Source organism: Microbacterium sp. CH-015 (assembly GCF_049707015.1).
Lineage (GTDB): Bacteria > Actinomycetota > Actinomycetes > Actinomycetales > Microbacteriaceae > Microbacterium > Microbacterium aurum.
Genome location: NZ_JBNAFJ010000002.1, coordinates 233,337 through 256,065 on the forward strand (window position 1 = coordinate 233,337; position 22,729 = coordinate 256,065).

Below are 22,729 nucleotides of genomic sequence, written 5' to 3' on the forward strand. Positions count from 1 at the left end.
CTCCGTCCATCCGGCGCGCCGATGCGGCACGGTCGACGAACAGATGGCCGCCCGTGAGGCGGTGCACCCGACAGATCTCGGGCGTAGATCGGACATTGTCAGGCATTCGCATCTATGTTCTACTGGTAGCAGAGCATGGAACGTCCGTCGCCTCCAGACCACATCTTCTCTCGTCGCTCAAGAAGGCAGCATCAGATGAAGCTGCGGGTCTTGGTCAGCGCCGGCTTGCTGGGTGTGCTCGCGGCCTTCGTAGGGTTCGCATTCGACTGGACGATCACCGCACACGGCGAAGTCACCTATGAGATGCCGGGCGAGCCATCGACCATCACGGTTGGAATCGGTGGCGAAGAAGCGCCAGCGGAGGACGGACTGCCGCAGGCGGGACGCCAGCTTCGCGACTACCTCACCTCGAGAGGAATCGCACTCCTTGCCAGCTCCACAGGTGACGGGCTCCCTCGACTGATCGCGGCCGATCCCGAGAACTCCATCCCGTGGCTGGATGCTTCGGAGGCTGCTCCCGGAGACGTGCTCCTTTTCCAGGACACCTACAGCCACCGGCAGTGGGAGTCCACCGGAACCGGCCCCTTCTTGCCAGCAGGCGCCACGGTGCGGGGTGTCATTACCTCGCCGGGCGGGGTAGACGACCTGCAGTATGTGCAGCTGCTCGCCGACGACACCGTCTTGCCCCCGGGCACCTACGTCGTGAACACGCGAGACTCCGAGGTTCTGAACGGGTTGACCTCCCTCCTGGCCACGTTCGGGCTGCGGGTTCACGACTCCCGGGACATCCCGCTGAGCGAGTTCCTCCTTCGCGATCCGCTCATAGGAGTGACCGTGGCATTGTTCGCATTCGGGCTCGTGGCAACCGCCACGCACTGGATCCTCCTGTCCGCATCCGGGCTGCAGGAGAGCCGGATACGGAGGCAACACGGCGCTCGGAGCTCCGACCTGACGCGTCGCGAACTGGCAGGCCGACTGCCTTGGCTTGGCCTGGGTGCCGCCGTCGGCGTGTGCATCGCGGCGATGACCGTTGCACTGGTCGGGCGCGAGCCGCTCTCATCAACGCAGTGGACGTTCCTCGGCGTCTGCTGGGGAGCGACCGTGCTCGTGTCCGTGATGATCAGTGCCGGAGGCTCCTACGCTGCGCTGCGTCCACGCAAGGAGGCCGCAGATGCTACGTGATGCAGCCGGAGGCGTCCGCCTCGGCCTACGACACTGGCCCAGCATGCTGTCGCTGGGCCTCCTGATCGCGATCGCGTCGACCGTCCTCGCTCTGCTCTTGTCCGATGTGATGACCCAGCTATCGGTCTTGCGCGGCGGTCAGGAGATGCGAGAACGGTCAGCGACCATCTTCACTCCGTACTACGAGACGGACGACGTCGTCGATGTAGGTGATGCGACGTTCGCGCATCTATCTGCCGCGATCGACGAGGGAACCGGATACACCGCCGTAGTCAACAACGTCCAGGTTAATGACCCCGCCTTTGCCGATGGCGTACCGGTCCTGCTCATATTCGGCGACACGGTGGCCGACATCGTCCCGTCCATGCAGATATGTACGCCCGCGCCCTGCATGCTGCGCGGCGCCGGCGTGTCAGATGATTCTCCGCGTGAACTGGAGATCGGCTCCTTCCGCCTCGCAGGAGGCGACCGCCTGCCCCCGGCATCAGCCTTCTTCGACGCGAACATGGGTGCTGTCCCCCTCGACAACCGCATCGTCGTCGTGCTGCCGACCGAGGCCTTCTCCTTCCTCGACGCGTACGAGCGTGAGGAAGCCGCCTCGCGCGCGGTGTTCCTCGGCGACTCCTCAACCGACATCGACGAGTACGTCGCGTCCAGCGCGGATGACGGCCTGTTCCTCGTTCCACACGACGTCGCGGTCGACCAGCCCGCACGCATGGCCTCCCTCATGACGATGTCAGCCATGTACGCCGTCGGCTTGGCCGCCTTCCTCGGCGTCGTCATCTTCGCGTACACATCAGTCGCGGAACGAACACTGCAGAAGGAACAGCGAGCACTTCACATCAGGCGCGCACACGGCGCGACCCCTGCCGCAACAGCGGCGAGACTAGCCGGATTCGTGGCACTCGTGCTGCTGGTCATTCCGTTGCCGCCACTGCTTCTCCTCCAAGCGCTTCCCGATCCGATGGCGTTGGCAGCGCGCTGGATCATCGGGCTGCTGCTCATCCTCAGCCTCGCGATGTGGGCCTACTTCAGCAAACGACAACGACGCGTGGAGGTGCAGAACGCATGACGAAAGAGATACTGCTCGACGTCCAAGGCCTGACGAAGGTGCACGGGCGGGGACACCTCGAGGTCACGGCGCTCAGAGACGTGTCCTTCACGCTCGCTGCTGGTGAACTCGTCGCAGTGATGGGGCCCTCGGGGTGCGGCAAGTCCACGCTGCTCAAGCTCCTCGGCTTGCTCAGCGCCCCCACGTCAGGATCAGTTCGGTACGCCGGACGCAACGTGCCGACGACCGAACGAGACCGAGCTCGAATGCGCAACGAGTACATCGGGTACGTGCATCAGGACTATGCCGTAATCCCGTACGAGACCACACTGGCGAACACCAGGATTCCCCTCGAGTACGCGCGACCACGGCTCTCACGACGCAAACAAGTCTCCACGGCAATCGGAGCGCTGCAGCGCGTAGGACTAGGGGAACTCGCCACCAGAAGAGCGGCTCAGCTCTCCGGCGGAGAACGTCAACGCGTCGGCATCGCCCGCGCCATGATCAACAACCCACGCCTCGTCCTCGCGGATGAGCCCACCGCAGCCCTCGATACAGAGAACGCTCGACAAGTAGTCGACCTCCTCAAGAATCTGGCCACCGCCGGCTCCGCGGTACTGATAGCCACGCACGACCCGCGTGTAAGCGATCAGTGCGACCGCGTCATCCACCTTCAGGATGGCCGCCTCGTCGACATCGCCGAGGCCCGCGGGCACACGCCCCTACCGCCATCGCATTAGCGCGATCCGTCGGTCAGCCCTCGTTGAAGTGCAGGATCGTCCGTCGGTCGCTACGGGCGATGCTTCGCTCGATGTCGTCAACCTGCATCGGAGACCCTCCTTCCGCCCTCTTCGCTCTCTTCATTTTCCGGGACAGCGCGATACGTCCCAACTGCGAAGAAGTAATCTCAACAAGCCCGTCAGAGCGTCCCGAGAGCGCCGATAATGACTGCCCAGGCCGACGCTCCGAGCATCAACGCCATCACCGTGACCGGGACAGCGATGCGCAGCAGCACTGTCCGGCGCCGCCAGACCAGTAGCGCAAGAGGTGCCAAGAGGAACACGGCGACGGCCACCAGCGTCGCACGGGCGTTCGGCTCCAGAATGTACGAGCTCGACCGCACCGCTTCGAAGAGGCCTTGCGCCCCCAGAGCACCCCCGATCAGCCCGAGAGCAACCGAACGTCCGACGGTCCTGCCGTTGACAGCCCACCAGCTGGCCACGCCACAGAGCACACCGCCCAGGAACGAGACAGCCGTCCAGATCGCAGCAGCGCGCAACACCGATGCGGAGCCCGCGTCCGGCCGCAACCCGAGGAGCAGGATGCTGCCGTAGTACACCCAGGTCGCCACCAGAAGCACCAGCACGGCCGCCAGAGCGGCCTTGACGCGCGAAGGCGCTTTCGATCCCGCGAGTATTGCGCCCAGTCCCCACACGAGCCCGGTCGAGAACAGCGGATACAAGACCTGTCGGATGTCATTCGGCACGATGTCCGCGACCACCGCCCCCAAGCCGAGCCCGATCCCCAAGAGCAACGCCCACAGGAACGGCCACCGCTCGTTGCTTACTGGCGCGGGAGCCAGTGTCAAGTCGTCCTTCCGCGAGCGGGTGGTGTGATCTGTTCGCATATGTGCCCCTGACTATGATGCATCGCCCTTCGCCTGGCAACACGTGCCGCGTTGTGGTTTCAGCAACACTGAACCCGCCGGCCCGATGGTGCAGCCGCGCGCGGAGCAACAGGCGGCTACGCTCGGCGCGATCAGAGTCGCGTCCGTAACAGGTTCATGGTTCTACGACGTGGAGGTTGAACGTCACGTATCCGGCGTACTGGTAGCGGACGGAACGATCCTGACCGATGCCGAGGCATCTCCGTCACCGGACACATGGCTTGGGATCTAGTCGCGCTCGCGGAACAACCGGAGACGGCGACTTTGGTGTCGATCGCTCAGGGCAGATAGGCGATATCTGAGCCGTTCACGGCGATGTCCAGCCCGTTGGCTCTCAACAGCGACTCGACACCGACCTTCCGCTGCCGCTCGCTTTCGCCCTGCGGCGGGCCGACGCGAACGTCGAGAATCGGAAGCGGCGCGTCCTCACGGGCAATCTGATCAGTAGTGCCCCATAAGGTGGTGTAGCCCGCGGTGGCCGGCCTCGTCTTGGACGTGGGCGCGGTCACCGTGTGATCCTTCGAGGAAACTCTCACATCCCACTCGAAAGGCATCATCACGATGACCGCACTTCATATTGTCGACCCTGCGAGCGTGCTCGCTGAAGCCCTGACGGACGCGTCTCCGGATCTGATGCGCAGCCTGCTGCAGACGATGATCAACGCGCTCCTGTCCGCCGATGCTGACGCTGTGGTCGGCGCCGAGTGGGGCAAGCCCTCACCGGACCGTGCCGCGCAGCGCAACGGCTACCGGCACCGCGACCTCGATACCCGGGTCGGCACGATCGACGTTCAGATCCCGAAACTGCGGCAAGGGACGTACTTCCCGGAATGGCTCCTCGAGCGCCGCAAGCGCGCCGAGACCGCGCTGATCACGGTCGTCGCGGACTGCTACCTCGCGGGCGTCTCGACCCGCCGGATGGACAAGCTGGTGAAGACCCTCGGCATCCACTCCCTGTCGAAGTCGCAGGTCTCCCGGATGGCGGCCGACCTCGACGAGCACGTCGACCAGTTCCGCCACCGCCCCCTGGACGATGCGGGCCCGTTCACGTTCGTCGCCGCCGATGCGCTGACGATGAAAGTCCGTGAAGGCGGCCGCGTGATCAACGCGGTCGTGCTGGTCGCGACCGGCGTGAACGCCGACGGGCGCCGCGAAGTCCTCGGCCTGCGGGTCGCAACGTCGGAGACCGGCGCTGCCTGGAACTCATTCTTCGCCGACCTCGTCGCCCGCGGTCTGGGCGGGGTGCGCCTGGTCACCTCCGACGCTCACGCAGGTCTGGTGGAGGCGATCGCGGCGAACCTGCCCGGCGCGGTCTGGCAAAGATGCCGCACGCACTACGCCGCGAACCTGATGAGCGTCACCCCGAAGAGCATGTGGCCGGCGGTGAAGGCGATGCTGCACTCCGTTTACGACCAGCCCGACGCTGACGCAGTGAACGCGCAGTTCGACCGGCTCCTGGACTACGTCGACGGAAAACTCCCCGCCGCGTTCGAGCACCTCGACAACGCGAGAGCTGACATCCTCGCGTTCACCGGGTTCCCCGACGGGCTCTGGCAGCAGATCTGGTCCAATAATCCGAACGAGCGATTGAACCGGGAGATCCGCCGCCGCACCGACTCCGTGGGCATCTTCCCGAACCGCGACGCGATCATCCGCCTCGTCGGCGCGGTCCTTGCCGAGCAGACCGACGAATGGGCCGAGGGCCGCCGCTATCTCGGGCTCGACATCCTCGCCAAGTCCCGCCTCACCCTCATCCCCGACACCGGGAAGGAGGCGACCACCGACGCCGTCCTCGAGCTCAGCGCCTAACCGAATCAACAGCAGAAGGATCACCGACCGCTACACCACGTCCCGGGGCTTGACCATCTGATCGAGACCGGCAACAGCCCAGCCATAGTTCTCGTAGTGCATGAGCTCCATGTACGGAATCACGCCACGATCGGTTCCCCGATGCAGGGGCTTTGCGCCGTCGACCGGGTAGGGGATGAGCCGAACCTCCCGTTCCTCCGCATAGGCGTCGTCCTCCATCGAGGCCGCCAAGGACGACAGCATCGCGACGATCAGGTCGTTCGCGTTGCCGAGGCTCCCGGGACCTCTAACACCCCGAGGCAAGGCCCACTTACACACACAACTTGACAAGCTCGCTCGAACGCGACGTACCCGCCGAACGCGCCTTGCTGCGCCCGGTCGACGGCGGCAGGAGACGGTTCCTCGGCCTCGAACCAGCGGCCTTGCCCGGCGCGGCGGCGCGACGCGATCCACAGCGCGACCTCCACTTCATCTTCGTCGAGATCGTCGGTGTTCAGCAGGGCCTGCGTGTCGATGCCGATGGCGGTGACCACCCGCAGCCACAGCATCCGACGGGTCGGCGTGCCGAACTCCGCCACACGGTTCACCAGGCGGGCCGCCACCTCCTCGGGAAGGCTGTCGTGCGAGATCAGCAGGCGCGGCCAACACCACACGCCGTCATGCAGCGCGTCCGCATAAAGATCCAGCGCGGCCACCCCGTCGATAGCGGCCAGCGCCTCCAGGATGGGCGTGTAGAACGACGGGTCGCCAGAACGCTGCGCGAACTCGTATGCGTGACGGCCGATCTCCACCCAGCTGTCACGTCCGACGAGCCCGGCGAGACGCGCGAGACCGCCGCCGGAGTCCTCTAGCTGGAGGTGCCCGCGCCCAGCGGCGGAGATCATCACCCGCAGAGCCGCCGTGACGCGATCCTCGCGGTGTCGGAGACGCTGGAGACCCGCCTGGGAAAAGCGTCGCAGGGAGATTCTGAGACTGCGTCCGCATCCACGGGAGACGCGGACGGTTGCCGTCAAAACGAGGACGTTGCCGTCAAATCGGCACGTCTCACAGTCCTCCCGACCGGCCCGCTAACAGAGGTCATCGAACGCACTGCGGCCTCCGAAACAGCAACGAGCAGAGTCTCTTCTAATCTTCAGGTCGGCGGTTCGATTCCGCCTCGGGGCACCAATTTGACCTCTGTTACCTCGGCTCTGACCGCACTTCCCGGAGCCGACCTCATGTTGCTGGAAGTGCGCACGAAACACCGTGTGTTCGGTGCGGTTGCCGTCAACGGTTGCCGTCAGACCGTCACATCGACCGTCACGTCGACACCTCTGTTGGAGCTCGTCCTCAGCGACCTCATCGCGCTCCGCGTAGTGCTCAGAAACGCACGCGCCACGCAGCAGCGCCACGCCGAGTTCCCATTCACCCTCATCCCGACCGACCGCCTCGACCCGACGGAGGAAGCATCATGACGCCCCGCATCAACTACGGCCTGCCGGATCTGCCCGGCATGCCCGACCTGGACAAGCTCACCGCGCCACACGTCCAGCAGCTCCAGCTCGGCAACGTGCTCGACTCCACGGTCGACTTCGACGCTGTGCCGAAGGGCCAGCGCGCGGTCGTGTACTTCCGGGTCTCCGACCCCTCACAGGCCAAGACGTCCCGCGACTACGCCAACGGGGCTTCGATGGAGACACAGCGGCAGCTCTGCTACGCACGCGCCGAAGCCCTCGGCTACACCGTCATCGAGGAGTACGTCGAACCGGGCAAGTCCGCGATGTCGATCGAGAAGCGGCCCGTGTTCCGGCAGATGCTCGCCCGCATACAGGCGCGCCGCGACGTGGACGTCGTGCTGGTCTACATGTGCGAGCGCGCCGCCCGCAACCAATGGGAGGACGCCGTCCTCGGCATCGTGTTCCAGTCCCTCGGCGTGCAACTCATCTCCGTCACCGAGCCGATGGGTGACACCCCGGCCGGCAAGGCCATGCGCGGCATGATCAGCGTGTTCAACGAGATGATGTCCACCTCCCGTGGCGCGGACATCAAGCGAAAGATGGAAGCCGCCGCCAAACGCGGCCAGACCCTCGGCCGCGCCCGCCTGGGCTACCTCAACGTCCGCGACGTCAGCGAGGGCCGCGACATCCGCACCATCGAAGTCGACACCGAACGCGCCCCGTTCGTGAAGCTCGCCTTCGAGCTCTACGCCACCGGCGAATACACGCTCAACGACATCGTCGACGAGCTCACCGACCGCGGCCTCACCACCAGAGCCACGGCCAAGCGCCCACCGGGGCCGGTGTCGGTGAACAAAGTGCACCAGATGCTCCGCGACCCCTACTACACCGGCGTCGTCACCTACGACGGCGAGCAGATCCCCGGCAAGCACGAACCACTCATCGACCAGGAACTGTTCGACAAGGTGCAGGAAGTCAGCCGCGTCCGTGGCAAGCCTGGCGAACGCCGTCGCGAGCATCACCACTACCTCAAGGGCACCGTCTACTGCGGAAAGTGCAAGCAGGAACGCGACATCGACCGGCGCCTGCTCGTCCAGCGCTCGGTCGGCAAGAGCGGTCAGGAGTACTTCTACTACTTCTGCCCCGGCACCAAAGACGGCACCTGCACCAGCCCGCACCACAACCTCTACCGGGTCGAAGACGCTGTCGAGCGCCACTACAAGACCAAGCGGTACACGCCCGAATTCCTCCGCGGCTTCCGTGCGCTCATGTCCGACACCCTCGGCAGCCAGGACGAAGCCCAACGGCTCCTCAAGAAGCAACTCGACGGCCAGCTCGACGCGCTCGACGTGCAAGAAGAGAACCTCCTCGACCTCGCCGCCGACGGCACCGTCGCCTCCACCAAGATCAAAACACGGCTGCGGAAGATCGGACAGGAACGCGAGCGTCTCGTCGCCCAGCGCGATGCGGTCGCGGTCGACCTGACCGCGGGCGCGCAGTACCTCAATGCACAGCTGAGCCTGCTGGAGAATCCGCACGAGCTGTACAAGGACACCTCCGACGAAGTACGGCGGCGTCTCAACCAAGCCGTGTTCGGCGCGATCTACATCACCGACGAGGACGTGGTCGGCAGCCGCCTCACCGAACCCCACGCCCAACTGTTCGCCACCGAAGCCGCCTACCAGGCCGCGACCCGCGGCCTCGACCAGGACGCCATCCGGCGGCACTTCGCCGCCGCGTTCGCCCGGAGCCAGGGCCGCACCGTCCCCGCCAAAGACAAAGAGACCGCCCCGAAGGGCGGTCTCTTTGCAGACAACTCAACAGTGGCGACAACGGCCTGGAGCTCACTCTTCACCAGCTCTGCAGCAGGTGCTGTTTCGAGTAAGCCTCCTATGGTGGAGCTGGGGGGAATCGAACCCCCGTCCAACGCTGCGATACTGCGTCTTCTCCGGGCGCAGTCTGTAGAGACGTTCTGCTCGGCTCCGACCTTTGTCACAGACACCTAAGTCGACGAGCCCAGCCTCAGAAGAGTCCCGCGTGACGTCGAGGCCCCGTCACGCGGCAAGATCCCTAGATGACGCCAGGGTCCGTAGCGGGATCACCTACGGTCTGACGGACTATCGGGCTCGCTTAGGCAGCGAGGGCGAAGTCAGTGCGCTTTGCATCGGCACTTATTGTTTCGCAGAGATCGTTTACGAGATAACCCTGCATCCTCGGCCCGCTTCTCGCAGATTCACAGACGCTGTCGAAACCGATCAGCCCCTGGAGCCTCGGACCATGTGGTCCGGCGGCGAATCGAGCCACTGTCACCCTGTGGAGTTGTCCTCGGGAGCCGCAGGCACCCGAGCATTACAGTTTAGCGTATGACCGACGTGATCATCACCGTCCGCGGCGAGAGCCAGACCCTCCTCGCCCCCGAACGCGCCGTCGCCCAGGTGACGGCCTCGCTCGACGGCCCCGACCGCGGCGGCGTCGTCGAGCGCCTCGCCGCCCTCGCCGGGCCGGTGCGCGCCGACCTCGACGCGCGCAAGGCGGCCGGGACCGTCGCCGACTGGGCGAGCCAGCGCATCTCGGTCTGGGCGGATCGGCCGTGGAACAACGAGGGACGCCAGCTCGACCTCGTCCACCACGCCTCGGTCGAGGTCACCGCGACCTTCACCGACGTCCTGGCGCTCTCCGACTGGCTGAACGGCATCGCGGCGACGGAGGGCCTGCAGGTCGGCGCCGTCGACTGGCAACTCACCCCCGAGACGCGCGCACGGGTCGAACGCGAGGTGGCGACGGATGCCGTCGCGGTCGCCGTCGAGCGTGCCATCGCCTACGCGAGCGCGCTGGGCCGCACGACGGTCGTCCCGATCGAGATCGCCGATCTGGGACTGCTCGGCGAACACCGGCCGGAACAGCCCGCCCCGCGCATGTTCGCGCGCGCGGCGACGGCAGCCGACGCGGCGCCGCCGGCCGTCGACTTCCGCCCCGACGACATCGTCGTCACCGCGGCCGTCGAGGCCCGCTTCACCGCGAGCTGACGGCGCGGCGCGTCACTCGCCGAGGCGGTTTCGGCTGCGCATGGCCCGCTCGGCCTCGCGCTTGTCCTCACGCTCGCGGATCGTCTGACGCTTCTCGTACTCGCGCTTGCCCTTCGCGACCGCGATCTCCACCTTGGCGCGTCCATCGGAGAAGTAGAGCTTCAGGGGCACGAGGGTGTACCCGCCCGCGCTGATGGCGTGGGAGAGCTTGATGATCTCCTCCTTGTGCAGCAGCAGCTTGCGTGTGCGCTTGGAGGAGTGGTTCGTCCAGTGCCCCTGCGCGTACTCCGGGATGTGCACGGCGTCGAGGAACGCCTGTCCGCCGTCGATGTACGCGTACCCGTCATTGAGGTTGGCCCGGCCTTCCCGCAGCGACTTCACCTCGGTCCCGGTGAGCACGAGTCCCGCCTCGTACGTCTTCTCGATGGCGTACTCGTGACGTGCGCGACGGTTGGTCGCGACGACCTTCTCCCCGCGTTCCCTGGGCATTGTGCGGACTCCTCCGGGCCTGAACCCGTGTATCGACGGATGCCGCGGTCGCGGCAGCCCGTCAGTCTATCGTGCCGCCGGGATCAGGCGCGCAGCCAGCGGCGGATCGCGAAGCCCGCCGACAACGCGGCGAGCACCAGCCCGATGATGATGATGACGGGGATGACCATCGCGGCATCCGACATCCCCACCCAGTCCGTGATGAAGGTGACCCGGTCGTGGAGGTACTGCCCCACGCCGAAGTGCACGCCCAGCACGATCACCGCGCCGGCCAGAAGCGAACCGATCAACGCCGCGAAGACGCCCTCGAGGATGAACGGCGTCTGGATGAAGCGGTTGGACGCGCCGACCAGGCGCATGATGCCGACCTCTCTGCGGCGCGCGTAGGCGGACAGCCGGATGGTCGTCGCGATGAGCAGGACCGCCGCGATGAGCATGAGGACGGCGATGCCGACCGCGATGTAGGTCGCGACCGTGAGCGCCGAGAACAGCGGCTCGAGGTACTGCATCTGATTCTTCACGCCCTCGACGCCGGTCATGCCGTTGAACGCCTCGGTGATCACGTCGGACTTACCCGGGTCGACGAGGCCCACCCAGTACGTCTCCCCCAGCTGAGCCGGGGTGACGTAGTCCTTGTACTCGTCGCCGTAGAGCTTCAGGAGGTTCTCGTACGCCTCGTCGGCCGACTCGAACCGAACGTCGCGCACGATGTCGGCCAGCGCCGGGCTCGCCAGTCGCGTGGCGACCTCGTCGAGCTGCTCCTGCGTCGCCGCACCCTCGGCGCACGTGGTCACGGTGGAGTCATCGCGGCACATCACGATCGAGACCTGCGCGCGCTCGGCCCAGTAGGCGCTCATCTTGCCGATCTGCATCTGCATCAGCATCGCGGCGCCCACGAAGGTCAGCGAGACGAATGTGACGAGGATCACCGAGATGACCATCGACGCGTTGCGGCGCAGTCCTGTCAGCGCTTCGGAGAGGATCAGTCCCGCCCTCATGAGGTCGGCCCCACTTCGTCGTCCTGCCGTTCATCGAGCCGATCGGCGACGCCGAGCTTTCCGAGGTCGATGTCACCGAGACCGAGCTCGCCGAGGTCGACCTCGGGGGCGTCGATGGCGATCGGTCGCGTGAGCGGCGCGGGCTCGGCCGGGACCGGGGCCAGCGCCTGGGCTGGGGCCGGGGACGGTGCCTCCCGCGCGGCCGGGACGTCGGTCGCGGCGGAGGCAGCGGGGCGCGCCGGCGTGGATGCCGGGGTCCCGGCATCCGTCGCCGGCTCGGTGAGCACGGGGACGGGCTGGACCGGAGCGGACGCGATCTGCCGCTGCAGCTCGAGGACCGCGGTGAGAGCGGCCGTCGCGGCCGCGCCCCTCTCCACCTGGGGCGTGAGGCTCGGGATCGCGGAGGTGTCGCCGTAGCCGCCGTGACGATCGTCGCGGACCATGACGCCGCCGCGCAGCTCGATCACGCGGCGCTTCATCTGATCGACGAATCCGGCCTCGTGGGTGGCCATCACGACGGTCGTGCCGCCGGCGTTGATGCGAGCCAGCAGCTGCATGATGTCCACCGACGTGGCGGGGTCGAGGTTGCCGGTCGGCTCGTCGGCGAGGAGGATCTGCGGGCGGTTGACGAGCGCGCGGGCGATCGCGACGCGCTGCTGCTCACCGCCGGAGAGCTCGTGCGGCAGTCGCTTCTGCTTGCCTTCCAGGCCGACCAGGGCGAGCACCTCCGGGACCGCCTGCTGGATGAACGCGCGGGACGAGCCGATGACCTGCAGCGTGAACGCGACGTTCTGGAAGACGGTCTTGTTCGGCAGCAGGCGGAAATCCTGGAACACCGAGCCGATGTGGCGGCGGAAGTAGGGGACCTTGCGGGTGGAAAGGGTCCGCAGATCTCGCCCGAGCACCACGACACGGCCGTCGCTCGGATTGTCTTCGCGGAGGATCAGCCGCAGGCAGGAGGACTTCCCCGAGCCCGACGCGCCGACGAGGAAGACGAACTCTCCGCGCTGCACCTCGAAGTCGACGTCGCTCAGCGCCGGCTTGCTGGTCCCGCGGTATTTCTTGGTGACGTGCTCGAACCGGATCATGACCTGTCGAGCCTAAGCGTGGGCGCCGCGGATGCCGGGTGCGACACCCCCGGCGCCGCGCCATCTGTTGTCCGCGGTCGCGTGAGATCGAGCACACCCGGGCGCTTGTACCATAAGCCTAAATGAGAAATCTCTCATCAGAGCCACAACTCACAGGACACGCACCATGACAACAACTCCCCCGAACTCCCCGATTAGCGGGGAAGCTCCGCTCGCCGTCGCTCCCCTCAAGCCGCACGCCCTCAGCATCGTGGCGTTGGTGACCGCTGCCGTCGGATTCATCTTCGCGTGCATCCCGGGTGCACTCATCGTTGGGTGGATCCTGCTACCCATCGCGTTCATCCTGTCGCTGGTCGCACTCTTTCTGAAAGGTAAGAAGTGGCCCGCCCTGGTCGGGCTCATCCTCGCGGTCGTCGGCACTATCGTCGGCTTCGTCGTCTTCTTCTCGTTGGTCGCGAATGCAGCCAATGAAGCGTTCGGAGGCGGCGGCACGACGCCGTCCACACCGGTGGCCACGGAAACGGCGGGTGTCACCCCCGATGACGACGAGGCCGAGTCCGGATCGGCAGACTATGTAGTCACCATCGACAGCGCCACCCAGACGACTGACTACGAGGGAAAGCCGGCTCTGGTGGTCAACTACACCTTCACGAACAACAGCGAGAAGGATGCCAGCTTCCTGGTGGCGACATCCGCGAAGGCCTTCCAGGACGGCGTGGAACTCGACCTCGCCATCGTCTCGGACGGCAGCGTGGACTCCGGCTCGACGATGAACGACGTGAAGCCTGGCGCCACGACAACCGCTCAACTGGCCTACTCGCTGACCAGCACTTCCGAGGTCACTGTCGAGGTCAGCGAGCTGTTCAGCTTCGACGACACGCTGCTTGCCACCAAGAGCTTCACGGTGCAGTAACTACCTCTGCACGTTCACGGTGTAGCAACTACCTCTGCACGCTGATCGGGCGGCCTGTTCCACGACGAAGTCGTGAGTGCGAGGCCGCCCGATCTGCGTGAACAGATGGCGCGCCGCGCCGGATCAGTCGTCGTCGTCTTTGCGCTTGCGCCAGCGGATGCCGGCCGCGATGAGGCCGTCGAGATCGCCGTCGAACACGACGGCGGGGTTGCCGACCTCGTATCCGGTGCGCAGATCCTTGACCAGCTGCTGGCCGTAGAGGAAGTACGAGCGCATCTGGTCGCCCCAGCTCGCGGTGATGGTACCGGCGAGCTCCTTCTTCTTCGCGGCCTCCTCCTCGCGCTTGAGCAGCAGCAGGCGCGTCTGCAGCACGCGCATCGCGGCGGCGCGGTTCTGGATCTGGCTCTTCTCGTTCTGCATGGAGACGACGAGACCCGTCGGCAGGTGGGTGATGCGCACGGCGGAGTCGGTCGTGTTGACGGACTGCCCGCCGGGGCCCGATGACCGGAACACATCGACGCGGATGTCGCTCTCGGGAACCTCGACCTCGACGGCCTCCTCGAGCGCGGGGATCACCTCGACAGCCGCGAAGGAGGTCTGCCGCTTGTCGGCACCGCCGAACGGGCTGATGCGGGCGAGGCGGTGGGTGCCGGCCTCGACCGACAGCGTGCCGTACGCGTACGGGGCATCGACCTCGAAGGTCGCGGACTTGATGCCGGCACCCTCCGCGTACGACGTGTCCATCACCTTGACGGCGTACTTGTGACGCTCGGCCCAGCGCAGGTACATGCGCAGCAGCATCTCGGCGAAGTCGGTGGCGTCGTCGCCGCCGGCGCCGGAGCGGATCGTGACGACCGCGGGCCGATCGTCGTATTCGCCGTCGAGGAGGGTCTGCACCTCGAGCTGGCCGATGACGTCCTGAAGCTCGGCGATCTCCTTGCGCGCCTCGTCGGCGGTGTCCTCGTCGTCCATCTCCTGCGCGAGCTCGACCAGCACATCGAGGTCGTCGAGACGCTGCTCGACGTCGGTGACGCGCTTGAGGTCGGCCTGGCGATGGCTGAGCGCGCTCGTGACCTTCTGCGCTTTCTCGACGTCGTCCCAGAGATCGGGTGCGCCGGCCTCCTCGGACAGGCGCGCGATCTCCGCACGGAGACCCTCGACGTCGACCACCGCCTGGATGTCGGCGAAGGTGGAGCGGAGGGCCTGGATGTCGGCGGAAGGATCGAAATCAAGCATGACAGTCCAGACTAACGTGAACCGGGTGAGCACCGCCGATCCCGAGCCCGAGATGGGGCGGATGCTGTGGCGCCTCGCGCCGATGATCTACGGCCCCACGGTGCTGTTCGCCCTCGGCGAGGGCGCCGTCGTGCCGCTGCTCCCGGTGATCGCGGCCGAGCTCGGGGCCGACGTCCCCACCGCGGCCCTCGTCGCGGCGGCGCTGGTCGTCGGTCAGCTCTGCGGCAACATCCCCGCCGGGTGGGCGGTGGCCCGCGTCGGCGAACGGGTGACGATGGCCGGCGGCGGTGTGCTCGCCCTGGCGGGCGTCGCCGGGCTGCTCCTCGCTCCGAGCCTGCCGGTGCTCGCGGCCGCGGTGTTCCTCATCGGCTTCTGCGCCGCGGCCTTCGGCCTCGCGCGCCACTCGTTCATGACGACACGCGTGCCGCTGGCGTTCCGCGCCCGCGCTCTGTCGCTTTTGGGCGGGACGTTCCGCCTCGGCATGTTCGTCGGACCGTTCATCGCCGCCGTCCTGCTCGCGATCTTCGGCGACGAGCACGCGACCGTGTGGTTCTTCGGCGGGTGCCTCGTCGCCACCGTCGCCCTCGTCGTGCTGGGCCCCGACCCGGAGACGCAGGTCGCGATGCCGGCAGCGCGGGATGCCCGCCTCAGCGAGGACACCGGTGAGGTCGTCACGGGGGCCATCCCGGTGCCGGGTCGTGTCGGCGTGTTCCGCACGATGTGGCGCCATCGGGGCGTGCTGTCACGGCTCGGGCTCGCCGCGGCATCCCTCTCCGCCGTCCGTTCCGCCCGCCAGGTCGTCCTGCCGCTGTGGGGCGTCTCGATCGGGTTGGACGCGCAGACTATCGCGCTCGTCGTCGGCGTGTCGGGAGCGATCGACTTCGCCCTGTTCTACGCGAGCGGCCAGGTCATGGACCGCTTCGGCCGGCTGTGGGCGGCGCTGCCCGCGATGGTGCTGATGGGCGCCGGCTTCCTCGCGCTCTCGGTGACGCACGACCTCGACGCCGCCGCGATGTGGTTCGCGCTGTTCGCCGCGGTCCTGGGGGTCGGCAACGGGCTGTCCAGCGGCATCCTCCTCACCCTCGGCGCGGACGTCGCACCCCAGGACGATCCCGCACCGTTCCTCGGGTCGTGGCGGACGTTGACGGATGCCGGCGGCGCGCTGTCCCCGCTTCTCGTCTCGGCGATCGCCGCGGCGCTGTCGCTGTCGGCGGCAACAGCCGTCGTCGGTGTCATCGGACTGGCCGGCGCCGTCGCGTTCGTCCGGTGGGTGCCGCGCTTCGTGCCGCGCGCCCGCTGACATGACACGTCTGCTTTCCGGGCGCAGTTCCGGGCCGGGCGGTTCAGCGCAGGGCGGTGCGGCTCGTGGCCGTCGCCTGCAGCGTCCATCCGTCCGGGACGAACAGCGTCAGCACCGGTGGATGCCATTGCGTCTGCACCGTGACCTCCGCGGACGTCCCGTCGGGAGTGCCCGCGCTCACGAGCGTGGCGGTGCCGGTCGCCGCGAGCAGCTCGGCCGCCTGCGCGGCGACGCCGGCGTCGGTGAGCTCCGCGGTCGCGCCACCTGCGGTGACGGTGAGGATGAAGCCGTCGGCGCCCGCGAGCGCGGCGGCGTCGGCCGCGGCATCCGCCCGCTTCTGCGTGAGATACAGGCTCGTGGCGTCGACGCAGACGAGCACCAGCACGAGCGCGAGGATCGCGTAGCCGAGCGTGAGCAGCAGCACGCTCCCCTCGTCGTCCGCCGTAGAGCGCACCGGCCCACTCACGGTTCCACCCAGAAACGCGAGACCTTCTGCACCGAGGTCGCCTCGACCGGGACGCGCGCGAGCTGATCCAGGCCCAGGATCGGGGGGACGAGCGGCAACGGGATCTCGGTGCGCACGGTGACCGAGAGCAGGGCGCCCGCGGCCGGACAGTCGGGGGACGTGTCGGCGCAGCGGACGTCGACGTCGACGGCGCTCGGATCCAGCCCATATTCCGTGACGATCGCGGCGAGAACCCGCTCGGCACGCTGGTCGGCGGTGACCGGGTCGGGCGCCGACGCGATGGTCCGGGCGATCTGACGGGCACCGGTCTCGACCCCCAGTGATTGGCCCTGGATCGCGCCGAGCGCCACGATCAGGTAGACGATCGGGACGAGCAGCACGAGGCCGACGAGGATGAACTCGAGCGCCGCCGACCCGGCGTCCCCGGCGAGACCGGTTTCCACTCCCCCGTCAGCCACGGCGTCGCTGCGGGGGCGGACGCCGCCTCCGTGGTCGGCGATCGCGCCGGCGTCAGTCGAAGCTCTCACGCGGGGCACGCGCGGTCACCTCCATTCCACCGGGCACGCCGAGCAGCCCGATGAGGGGCAGGGTCGCGACGACGGTGACCTCCACCTCTGCGCCGCGGCCGCCGTCGGTGTCGGCTGCGCTGACCTCGGCATCCAGCACCCCGCCCACGGCCGTCGAGATCAGCGCTGCCGTGCGCGCGGCGCCGGCGGCGGCGTCGGTATCGGCGAGTGCGCCGTGGTACGCCCCCTCGACGGCGGCGTCGTGGACGACGTTGCGGATGTAGACCGCGAGCGCCAGCTGCAGCACGGCGAGCGTCAGCAGGGTCAAGAGCGTCCCGACGAGGACGAACTCGACGGCACTGGAGCCGTCATCGTCGTCTCGCAGCCGTCGCATCGTCCCGCTCACACCCTCGTCCGATCGCGTGAGGTCAGAAGCCCGACACGCGCTCCAGCGCCTGCTCGAACAAGTCCGCGAGCGCGGGCCCGGCGAGAGTCCAGATCGCGACCACGAGGCCGGCGGTCATCAACGTGACCAAAACCCATCCCGGGACATCTCCGGTCTCGTCGTCGACGACGTCGCGGACGATCCAGCGGATTGCCTTTCTCATACCCCGCAGTGTGCGCGAATCCGTCCGGCGCCGCGCAAGTTATCCACAGGCGGGTCAGCCCAGGCCGAGCCGGAGCATCACGATGCCCGGGAACACGGCGAAAAGGACCGACAGCGGCAGGATGAGGAACACCAAGGGCAGGAGCATCAGGATCTCCTTCCGGCCCGCCGCCTCGATGAGCGCCCGCTTGGCGTCCTCGCGGGCGTCGACGGCCTGATCCTGCAGGACGTGCGCGAGCGGGGCGCCGCGGTCCATCGCCGCGACGAGGTGCTCGATCGCTCGGGACAGCGCCGGCACGTCGAGCGCCTTCGCAACGGCAAGCAGCGCGTCCGGAAGGCTCGACCCGGTGCCGCTGGCGAGCACCGCCCCGCGGAGCTCCGCCGTGAGCTCGCCCGAGCCGACGTCGCCGACGCGGCGCAGCGCGTCGCGCAGACCCTCACCGGCCGCCAGGCACAGCGAGAGGAACTCCAACACGGTCGGAAGCTCTTCCTCCACTCGCGCGGTGCGGCGCCGCGCCGCCCGGCTGAGCCGATGATCCCACCCCACGAGTCCCGCGACGGCCAGTAGCGGCGGCAGCAGCGCGAGAACGGGTCCGCCACGCCCGGCCAGGGTGAACGCCACGGCGAGCACCCCGCCTGCGGCGAGACCGCCGACACCCCAGGCCAGCTGCGTCGCGCGGAACGCGACGACGTCGGGCGCCCACCCGGCCTGCCGCAGTCGGCGTGCGAGAGCCTCGCCGCCGCCCCATCCTGCCGCGATCCGGTCGCGCAGCGCGCGCCACGTGCCGAACACGGGCATTGGCGCGAGCGGCGTCAGCCCGCGCGGGTCGGCGATGTCCCGCAGGTACGGCGCGATGCGGCGCGACAGCGTCGGCGCGGACCACCGCGGCACCCGCACCGCGGCCAGGAGGACTCCGGCGGCGAACGCGGTGCCGAGCACGACGGCGCAGGCGGCGAGGCTGACGAGGTTCATCCGAACCACCGTTGCGGTTCGGGGAGCCGGCCGAGCCGCAGCGTCAGCCGGTACGCCACGACGGAGACGGCGGCCCCGATCAGCACGACCATGACGCCGCCCGCGGTCGCGTACGCCGCCGCTCCCTCCGGGCGGATCGCGAGCAGGCCGAGCACCACCCACGGCGCGACGACGCCGACCACCGCCGCACCCCGCACCCACGACTGCCGCGCCTCGACCTCGGCGCGCAGCGTCGCGTCGGCGCGGACGGATGCCGAGAGCGCACGCAGCACGCTGACCAGCTCGGTCCCACCCACCTGTCGCGCCATCCGGAGCGTCTCGATGATGCGATCGGATGCCGGGTCGGCCAGCGCTGCCTTCAACCGGAGCGCGCTGGAGTCGAAGTGTCCCGAAGCCGCCATGTCCGCGGCGAACCGCGCGAAGGCGCCCCGGAGCGGCGGCGGTCCGTTCGCGGCGAGCGCGGAGACCGCATCCGGCAGCGACATGCCCGCGCGCGCGGACGAGATCAGCAGCTCGCACACGTCGGACCACAGCGCGCGCCGCGAGCGGCGCAGACGGCGCCCCCGCGCGCGCAGCCACGCGAACGGGCTCCAGCCGGCCGCGACGGCCGCGACGAGCGCGACCGCGGGGAGGCCGGTGACCAGCCACGCCACAGCGGCGCCGACGGCGGCGAGCACGATCGCGATGAGGACCGGGCGCCCCGCGGGCGCGTGCGCGAAGCCCGCCTCTTGCAGCATCCGGTTCACCCGCCCATCCGACGCCGCGTGGCCACGGCGCACTCCCGCCGGCCAGAGCCACGGCGAGACCACCAGCAGGATGCCGGCGGCCAGCACCGCACCCCAGACGATCGTCACGACTCGGCCCGCCGGTACACCGACCTCGTCTGGATCGTACCGTCGACGACGCGACCTGTGGATTCCACGATCTCCGCGACGAACCGGCTGCCGTCGGCCGCTCGTCGACAGTGAACGACGAGGTCCACGCCGGTCGCGATCGCGGGCAGCACAAACCCGGCGTCGATGTTGCGCCCGGCCAGCAGCGGCAGCGTCGCCAGCCGGCTCAGCGCGTCTATGGCCGAGTTCGCGTGGATGGTGGCGGCACCGGGCACCCCGGTGTGGAGCGCCAACAGCAGATCCAGGGCCTCGGCATCGCGCACCTCGCCGACGATCAGCCGGTCGGGCCGCATCCGCAGCGCCTCCTTCACGAGCCGGCGCAGACTCACGGCGCCGGTGCCCTCCAGGCTCGGCTGCCGCCCCTGCAGCGCGACGATGTCCGGCGCATGCACGGCGAGCTCGAACGTCTCCTCGACGGTGATCAGCCGCTGCTCCGGCGGACACGCGCCGATCAGCGCCGCGAGCATCGTCGTCTTTCCCGCGTGCGTCGCGCCCGAGACGAGGACGTTGCGGCCCTCAGCCATGGCTGCGCGCAGCAGCTCGGCGGCGGCGGCCGGCAGCGATCCGGCCGCCACGAGGTCGTCGAGCGTCCGGCGCGCGGCGAGGAACTTGCGGATGTTGACCGCCAGATGGGTGCGGGTGATGTCGGGGATGACGACATGAAGACGACTGCCGTCCGGCAGCGAGGCGTCAACGAAGGGCTGGCTGAGATCGACGCGCCGCCCCGTCGCATGCAGCATTTTCTCCACGAGGTCGCGGACAGCCTCGTCGCTCAGCCGCAGGGGCACGCGCTCGCTGCGACCGGCGCGTGCGACGTACACCGTTGCGGGATCGTTGATCCAGATCTCCTCGACCTCGGGGTCCTCCAGCAGCGCCTGCAGCGGGCCGAAGCCGGTGACCCGGGCGAGCACGTCCCGGACGCACGCCGCCTCGTCCTCGATGAGGTCGAGCCCGCGTGCCAGCGCGTAGTCATTGTGGCGGCGGACCTCAGCGAAAGCCACCTGCTGCGCCCGATCGGGATGGCGAAGGGGGTCGGCCTGCTCCTCGCGGAGGCGATCGCGCACCCGGTCGGCGACGGTCTGCACGGCGGCGGACTCATGGGAGAAACCCGCGGCTGTTCCGTACGACCCCGCGCCCGCCGCGGAGACACCGCGAACGGCGGCGGGGGTGGGAGCGGCGAACGGCGTCACTCCGGCATCCTGACAAGAACCGGCCAAGCGCGGGCAACTTATCCACAGCCATTGCCGTGTGGTCTGACCACAGTCTAGACTGGGACGGTGCTGACCATCTCGGAAACCCTCGACGCCCAGGCGAGCGCCGCCGTGCACAAGGTCCAGGCGCTCCGCCATCCTGGGCGGTTCCTCGTCTCCGGGATGCTGGCGGGCGCCTACATCGGCGTCGGCGTCGTGCTCATGGTCTCCACGGCCGGCCCACTGGCCGCCGCCGGCGACGGTCTCGCGAAACTCGTGGCCGGCCTCGTGTTCGGTGTCGCACTCACGCTCGTGGTCTTCGCCGGCGCCGACCTGCTGACGAGCGCCATGATGATCCTCCCCCAGGGCGCCCTCATGCGGGCGATCGGACCGTGGCGCGCGCTGGGGGCCCTCGCCGCGACCTTCGTCGCCAATCTGGTCGGCGCGCTCGTCTTCGCGGCGCTCATCGTCGCCTCGGGTGTGCTCCACGCCAACGCACCCGCCGGCACGATGATCGCAGACATGCTCGCGGCCAAGGCCGAAGAAGAACCGCTGCAGCTGTTCGTCCGCGGCATCCTCTGTAATCTTCTCGTCTGCCTCGCGATCTGGATGTGTGCGCGCGTCCGCTCCGACGTCGCGAAGATCCTCCTCATCTTCGCGGCCATCCTGGCGTTCATCTCCTCCGGCTTCGAGCACGTCGTCGCCAACATGACGACGTACGGCATCGGCCTCTTCACCGGCGACCCGAACGCGACGCTGGGGCTGTTCGCGAGCAACATGCTCTGGGTGGGGCTCGGCAACCTCGTCGGCGGCGGCGTCATCGTCGGGCTCGGCTACTGGATCATCGGCGGCTCGCCCCGGATGCCCGCCGCCGCTCTCCGCGACGACGTCCCGGAGCGGGTATCGGCCGCCGGATAGACTGAACGCTCCGCGGGAGTGGTGAAATCGGCAGACACGCAGGATTTAGGTTCCTGTGCCTTCGGGCGTGTGGGTTCAAGTCCCACCTTCCGCACGGGAACCAGCGGGTACTCTTCTTCTGGCCCTGCCGCCGACCGCATGACCGACCGACGGGAACTCCGTGCACTCTCTCGCCCTCATCCCCTGGCTCGACCCTGAGCTGATCATCAACGCCGCGGGCGCGTGGGCACTGCTGGTGGTCTGCTTCATCGTCTTCGCCGAGACGGGACTGCTCGTCGGCTTCCTGCTGCCCGGGGACACGCTGCTGATCATCTCGGGCCTGCTCACGCACACCAACGACATCTTCAGCGTCAACATCTGGATCGTGTGCCTGCTCATCGCCCTGGCGGCCTTCGTCGGCGGCGAGGTCGGCTACCTCATCGGCCACAAGGGCGGCCCTGCGGTGTTCGAGCGCAAGGAATCGGGCCTGTTCAGCCGCAAGAACGTCGAGCGCACGAACGCGTTCTTCGAGCGCTACGGCGGCCTCACCGTGATCCTCGCCCGGTTCGTCCCGATCGTCCGCACGTTCGCGCCGGTCGCCGCCGGCGTCGGCCACATGCCGTGGCGCCGCTACTCGCTGTACAACCTCATCGGTGCGATGCTGTGGGGCTTCGGCCTCACGATGGTCGGCTACCTCATCGCCTTCATCCCGTGGGTCGCGCACATCGTCACGGAGTACATCGACGTCATCCTGCTGACCGCGGTCGGCGGGACGGCGCTCGTGACCCTGTGGCACTATTTCGCAGAACGCCGCGAGGTGCGCAAGGAACTCGCCGACGGCGAGCCGGCGAAGACGGATGCCGAGGCGGCAGCCGACCTGACCCTGCCGGCGACCGCGTTCGAGGCCACCCCCGCCGTGCACGAGCTCGCCCCAGAGGTCTTCGAGACGCCTCCCGCGGAGGGCGAGACCCGCCGCAGCCGCCGGGGCGACGCGGCGTCCTGA

The 22,729-nt window shown here is 68.3% G+C and carries 25 protein-coding genes, 1 tRNA gene, 1 other RNA gene and 1 pseudogene; 12 read left to right on the forward strand and 16 right to left on the reverse strand.

What is annotated here, in order from left to right; genetic code table 11:
* Positions 1-195 precede the first annotated feature (195 nt).
* From ACPYN4_RS05895 to ACPYN4_RS05905, 3 genes are read left to right on the forward strand one after another with little or no spacing between them, the layout of a single operon-like run.
* Complete coding sequence (locus ACPYN4_RS05895; protein WP_424445869.1) at positions 196-1,182, forward strand: hypothetical protein; 987 nt, start codon at positions 196-198, stop codon at positions 1,180-1,182.
* A gap of 43 nt (positions 1,183-1,225) precedes the next feature.
* Positions 1,226-2,254: a hypothetical protein gene (locus ACPYN4_RS05900; RefSeq protein ID WP_424445870.1), complete on the forward strand. Its 1,029-nt coding sequence runs from the start codon at positions 1,226-1,228 to the stop codon at positions 2,252-2,254.
* Positions 2,251-2,973, forward strand: coding sequence for an ABC transporter ATP-binding protein (locus ACPYN4_RS05905; protein WP_424445871.1), 723 nt, complete (start codon positions 2,251-2,253; stop codon positions 2,971-2,973). Before ACPYN4_RS05900 ends, ACPYN4_RS05905 begins: the two co-directional genes overlap by 4 nt.
* Before the next feature lie 179 nt (positions 2,974-3,152).
* Here the strand turns inward: ACPYN4_RS05905 and ACPYN4_RS05910 are convergent, their stop codons facing one another.
* The gene (locus ACPYN4_RS05910; protein ID WP_424445872.1) at positions 3,153-3,860 is read right to left on the reverse strand and encodes a DUF6518 family protein; all 708 of its coding nucleotides are present in this window, start codon (positions 3,858-3,860) and stop codon (positions 3,153-3,155) included.
* A gap of 317 nt (positions 3,861-4,177) precedes the next feature.
* Positions 4,178-4,408 carry a hypothetical protein gene (locus ACPYN4_RS05915; protein WP_424445873.1) on the reverse strand — a complete coding sequence of 77 codons (231 nt, stop codon included), beginning with the start codon at positions 4,406-4,408 and terminating at the stop codon, positions 4,178-4,180.
* Positions 4,409-4,460: 52 nt separating this feature from the next.
* Between ACPYN4_RS05915 and ACPYN4_RS05920 the strand changes: the two genes are divergently transcribed.
* Positions 4,461-5,708, forward strand: a complete 1,248-nt coding sequence (locus ACPYN4_RS05920) for an IS256 family transposase (RefSeq protein WP_424445874.1) — start codon at positions 4,461-4,463, stop codon at positions 5,706-5,708.
* A 30-nt stretch (positions 5,709-5,738) separates the two neighbouring features.
* On the opposite strand, the gene ACPYN4_RS05925 is transcribed toward ACPYN4_RS05920, so the two are convergent.
* Positions 5,739-5,927 (reverse strand): hypothetical protein, encoded by a 189-nt coding sequence (locus ACPYN4_RS05925; protein ID WP_424445876.1) that lies wholly within the window; start codon positions 5,925-5,927, stop codon positions 5,739-5,741.
* Between the two features lie 32 nt (positions 5,928-5,959).
* Positions 5,960-6,499 (reverse strand): hypothetical protein, encoded by a 540-nt coding sequence (locus tag ACPYN4_RS05930; RefSeq protein WP_424445877.1) that lies wholly within the window; start codon positions 6,497-6,499, stop codon positions 5,960-5,962.
* A gap of 66 nt (positions 6,500-6,565) precedes the next feature.
* On the opposite strand from ACPYN4_RS05930, the gene ACPYN4_RS05935 reads away from it, so the two are divergent.
* Positions 6,566-7,162, forward strand: coding sequence for a hypothetical protein (locus ACPYN4_RS05935; protein WP_424445878.1), 597 nt, complete (start codon positions 6,566-6,568; stop codon positions 7,160-7,162).
* Positions 7,163-7,200: 38 nt separating this feature from the next.
* Positions 7,201-8,061 (forward strand): annotated as a pseudogene (locus ACPYN4_RS05940) (recombinase family protein); the annotation flags it as partial.
* Between the two features lie 976 nt (positions 8,062-9,037).
* Here the strand turns inward: ACPYN4_RS05940 and ssrA are convergent.
* Positions 9,038-9,407: a transfer-messenger RNA gene (gene ssrA / locus ACPYN4_RS05945) on the reverse strand.
* A gap of 100 nt (positions 9,408-9,507) precedes the next feature.
* Here ssrA and ACPYN4_RS05950 point away from each other — a divergent pair.
* Positions 9,508-10,170 (forward strand): SIMPL domain-containing protein, encoded by a 663-nt coding sequence (locus tag ACPYN4_RS05950; RefSeq protein ID WP_315549001.1) that lies wholly within the window; start codon positions 9,508-9,510, stop codon positions 10,168-10,170.
* A 12-nt stretch (positions 10,171-10,182) separates the two neighbouring features.
* Here ACPYN4_RS05950 and smpB read toward each other — a convergent pair whose 3' ends face one another.
* From smpB to ftsE, 3 genes are all read right to left on the reverse strand, one after another.
* Positions 10,183-10,659: an SsrA-binding protein SmpB gene (smpB, locus tag ACPYN4_RS05955; RefSeq protein ID WP_076690509.1), complete on the reverse strand. Its 477-nt coding sequence runs from the start codon at positions 10,657-10,659 to the stop codon at positions 10,183-10,185.
* A gap of 83 nt (positions 10,660-10,742) precedes the next feature.
* Entirely contained in the window at positions 10,743-11,657 is a 915-nt protein-coding gene (gene ftsX, locus ACPYN4_RS05960; protein ID WP_424445880.1) for a permease-like cell division protein FtsX, read from the reverse strand.
* Complete coding sequence (gene ftsE / locus ACPYN4_RS05965) at positions 11,654-12,745, reverse strand: cell division ATP-binding protein FtsE (protein WP_424445881.1); 1,092 nt, start codon at positions 12,743-12,745, stop codon at positions 11,654-11,656. Before ftsE ends, ftsX begins: the two co-directional genes overlap by 4 nt.
* Positions 12,746-13,004: 259 nt before the next feature.
* Between ftsE and ACPYN4_RS05970 the strand changes: the two genes are divergently transcribed.
* Positions 13,005-13,658, forward strand: a complete 654-nt coding sequence (locus ACPYN4_RS05970) for a DUF5067 domain-containing protein (RefSeq protein ID WP_239280568.1) — start codon at positions 13,005-13,007, stop codon at positions 13,656-13,658.
* A 123-nt stretch (positions 13,659-13,781) separates the two neighbouring features.
* Here ACPYN4_RS05970 and prfB read toward each other — a convergent pair whose 3' ends face one another.
* On the reverse strand, positions 13,782-14,894 hold the full coding sequence (gene prfB, locus ACPYN4_RS05975; RefSeq protein WP_239280566.1) for a peptide chain release factor 2: 1,113 nt from the start codon (positions 14,892-14,894) through the stop codon (positions 13,782-13,784).
* A 61-nt stretch (positions 14,895-14,955) separates the two neighbouring features.
* On the opposite strand from prfB, the gene ACPYN4_RS05980 reads away from it, so the two are divergent.
* Complete coding sequence (locus ACPYN4_RS05980) at positions 14,956-16,194, forward strand: MFS transporter (RefSeq protein WP_239280673.1); 1,239 nt, start codon at positions 14,956-14,958, stop codon at positions 16,192-16,194.
* Positions 16,195-16,237: 43 nt separating this feature from the next.
* On the opposite strand, the gene ACPYN4_RS05985 is transcribed toward ACPYN4_RS05980, so the two are convergent.
* The 7 genes from ACPYN4_RS05985 to ACPYN4_RS06015 are packed head-to-tail and all read right to left on the reverse strand — an operon-like array spanning position 16,238 to position 20,829.
* On the reverse strand, positions 16,238-16,648 hold the full coding sequence (locus tag ACPYN4_RS05985; RefSeq protein ID WP_239280564.1) for a pilus assembly protein TadG-related protein: 411 nt from the start codon (positions 16,646-16,648) through the stop codon (positions 16,238-16,240).
* A gap of 8 nt (positions 16,649-16,656) precedes the next feature.
* Entirely contained in the window at positions 16,657-17,187 is a 531-nt protein-coding gene (locus tag ACPYN4_RS05990) for a TadE family protein (RefSeq protein WP_343224527.1), read from the reverse strand.
* Positions 17,171-17,560, reverse strand: coding sequence for a TadE/TadG family type IV pilus assembly protein (locus tag ACPYN4_RS05995; protein ID WP_239280562.1), 390 nt, complete (start codon positions 17,558-17,560; stop codon positions 17,171-17,173). The genes ACPYN4_RS05990 and ACPYN4_RS05995 overlap by 17 nt, the downstream gene beginning before the upstream one ends.
* 34 nt (positions 17,561-17,594) lie before the next feature.
* Entirely contained in the window at positions 17,595-17,774 is a 180-nt protein-coding gene (locus ACPYN4_RS06000) for a hypothetical protein (RefSeq protein ID WP_076690502.1), read from the reverse strand.
* Positions 17,775-17,828: 54 nt separating this feature from the next.
* Positions 17,829-18,746, reverse strand: coding sequence for a type II secretion system F family protein (locus tag ACPYN4_RS06005; protein WP_424445882.1), 918 nt, complete (start codon positions 18,744-18,746; stop codon positions 17,829-17,831).
* The gene (locus ACPYN4_RS06010; protein ID WP_424445883.1) at positions 18,743-19,600 is read right to left on the reverse strand and encodes a type II secretion system F family protein; all 858 of its coding nucleotides are present in this window, start codon (positions 19,598-19,600) and stop codon (positions 18,743-18,745) included. Before ACPYN4_RS06010 ends, ACPYN4_RS06005 begins: the two co-directional genes overlap by 4 nt.
* The gene (locus ACPYN4_RS06015) at positions 19,597-20,829 is read right to left on the reverse strand and encodes a CpaF family protein (RefSeq protein ID WP_424445884.1); all 1,233 of its coding nucleotides are present in this window, start codon (positions 20,827-20,829) and stop codon (positions 19,597-19,599) included. The genes ACPYN4_RS06010 and ACPYN4_RS06015 overlap by 4 nt, the downstream gene beginning before the upstream one ends.
* Positions 20,830-20,916: 87 nt before the next feature.
* Between ACPYN4_RS06015 and ACPYN4_RS06020 the strand changes: the two genes are divergently transcribed.
* From ACPYN4_RS06020 to ACPYN4_RS06030, 3 genes are all read left to right on the forward strand, one after another.
* The gene (locus ACPYN4_RS06020; protein WP_424445885.1) at positions 20,917-21,747 is read left to right on the forward strand and encodes a formate/nitrite transporter family protein; all 831 of its coding nucleotides are present in this window, start codon (positions 20,917-20,919) and stop codon (positions 21,745-21,747) included.
* Positions 21,748-21,759: 12 nt separating this feature from the next.
* Positions 21,760-21,841 (forward strand) — tRNA-Leu (locus ACPYN4_RS06025).
* Between the two features lie 66 nt (positions 21,842-21,907).
* The gene (locus ACPYN4_RS06030; RefSeq protein ID WP_424445886.1) at positions 21,908-22,729 is read left to right on the forward strand and encodes a DedA family protein; all 822 of its coding nucleotides are present in this window, start codon (positions 21,908-21,910) and stop codon (positions 22,727-22,729) included.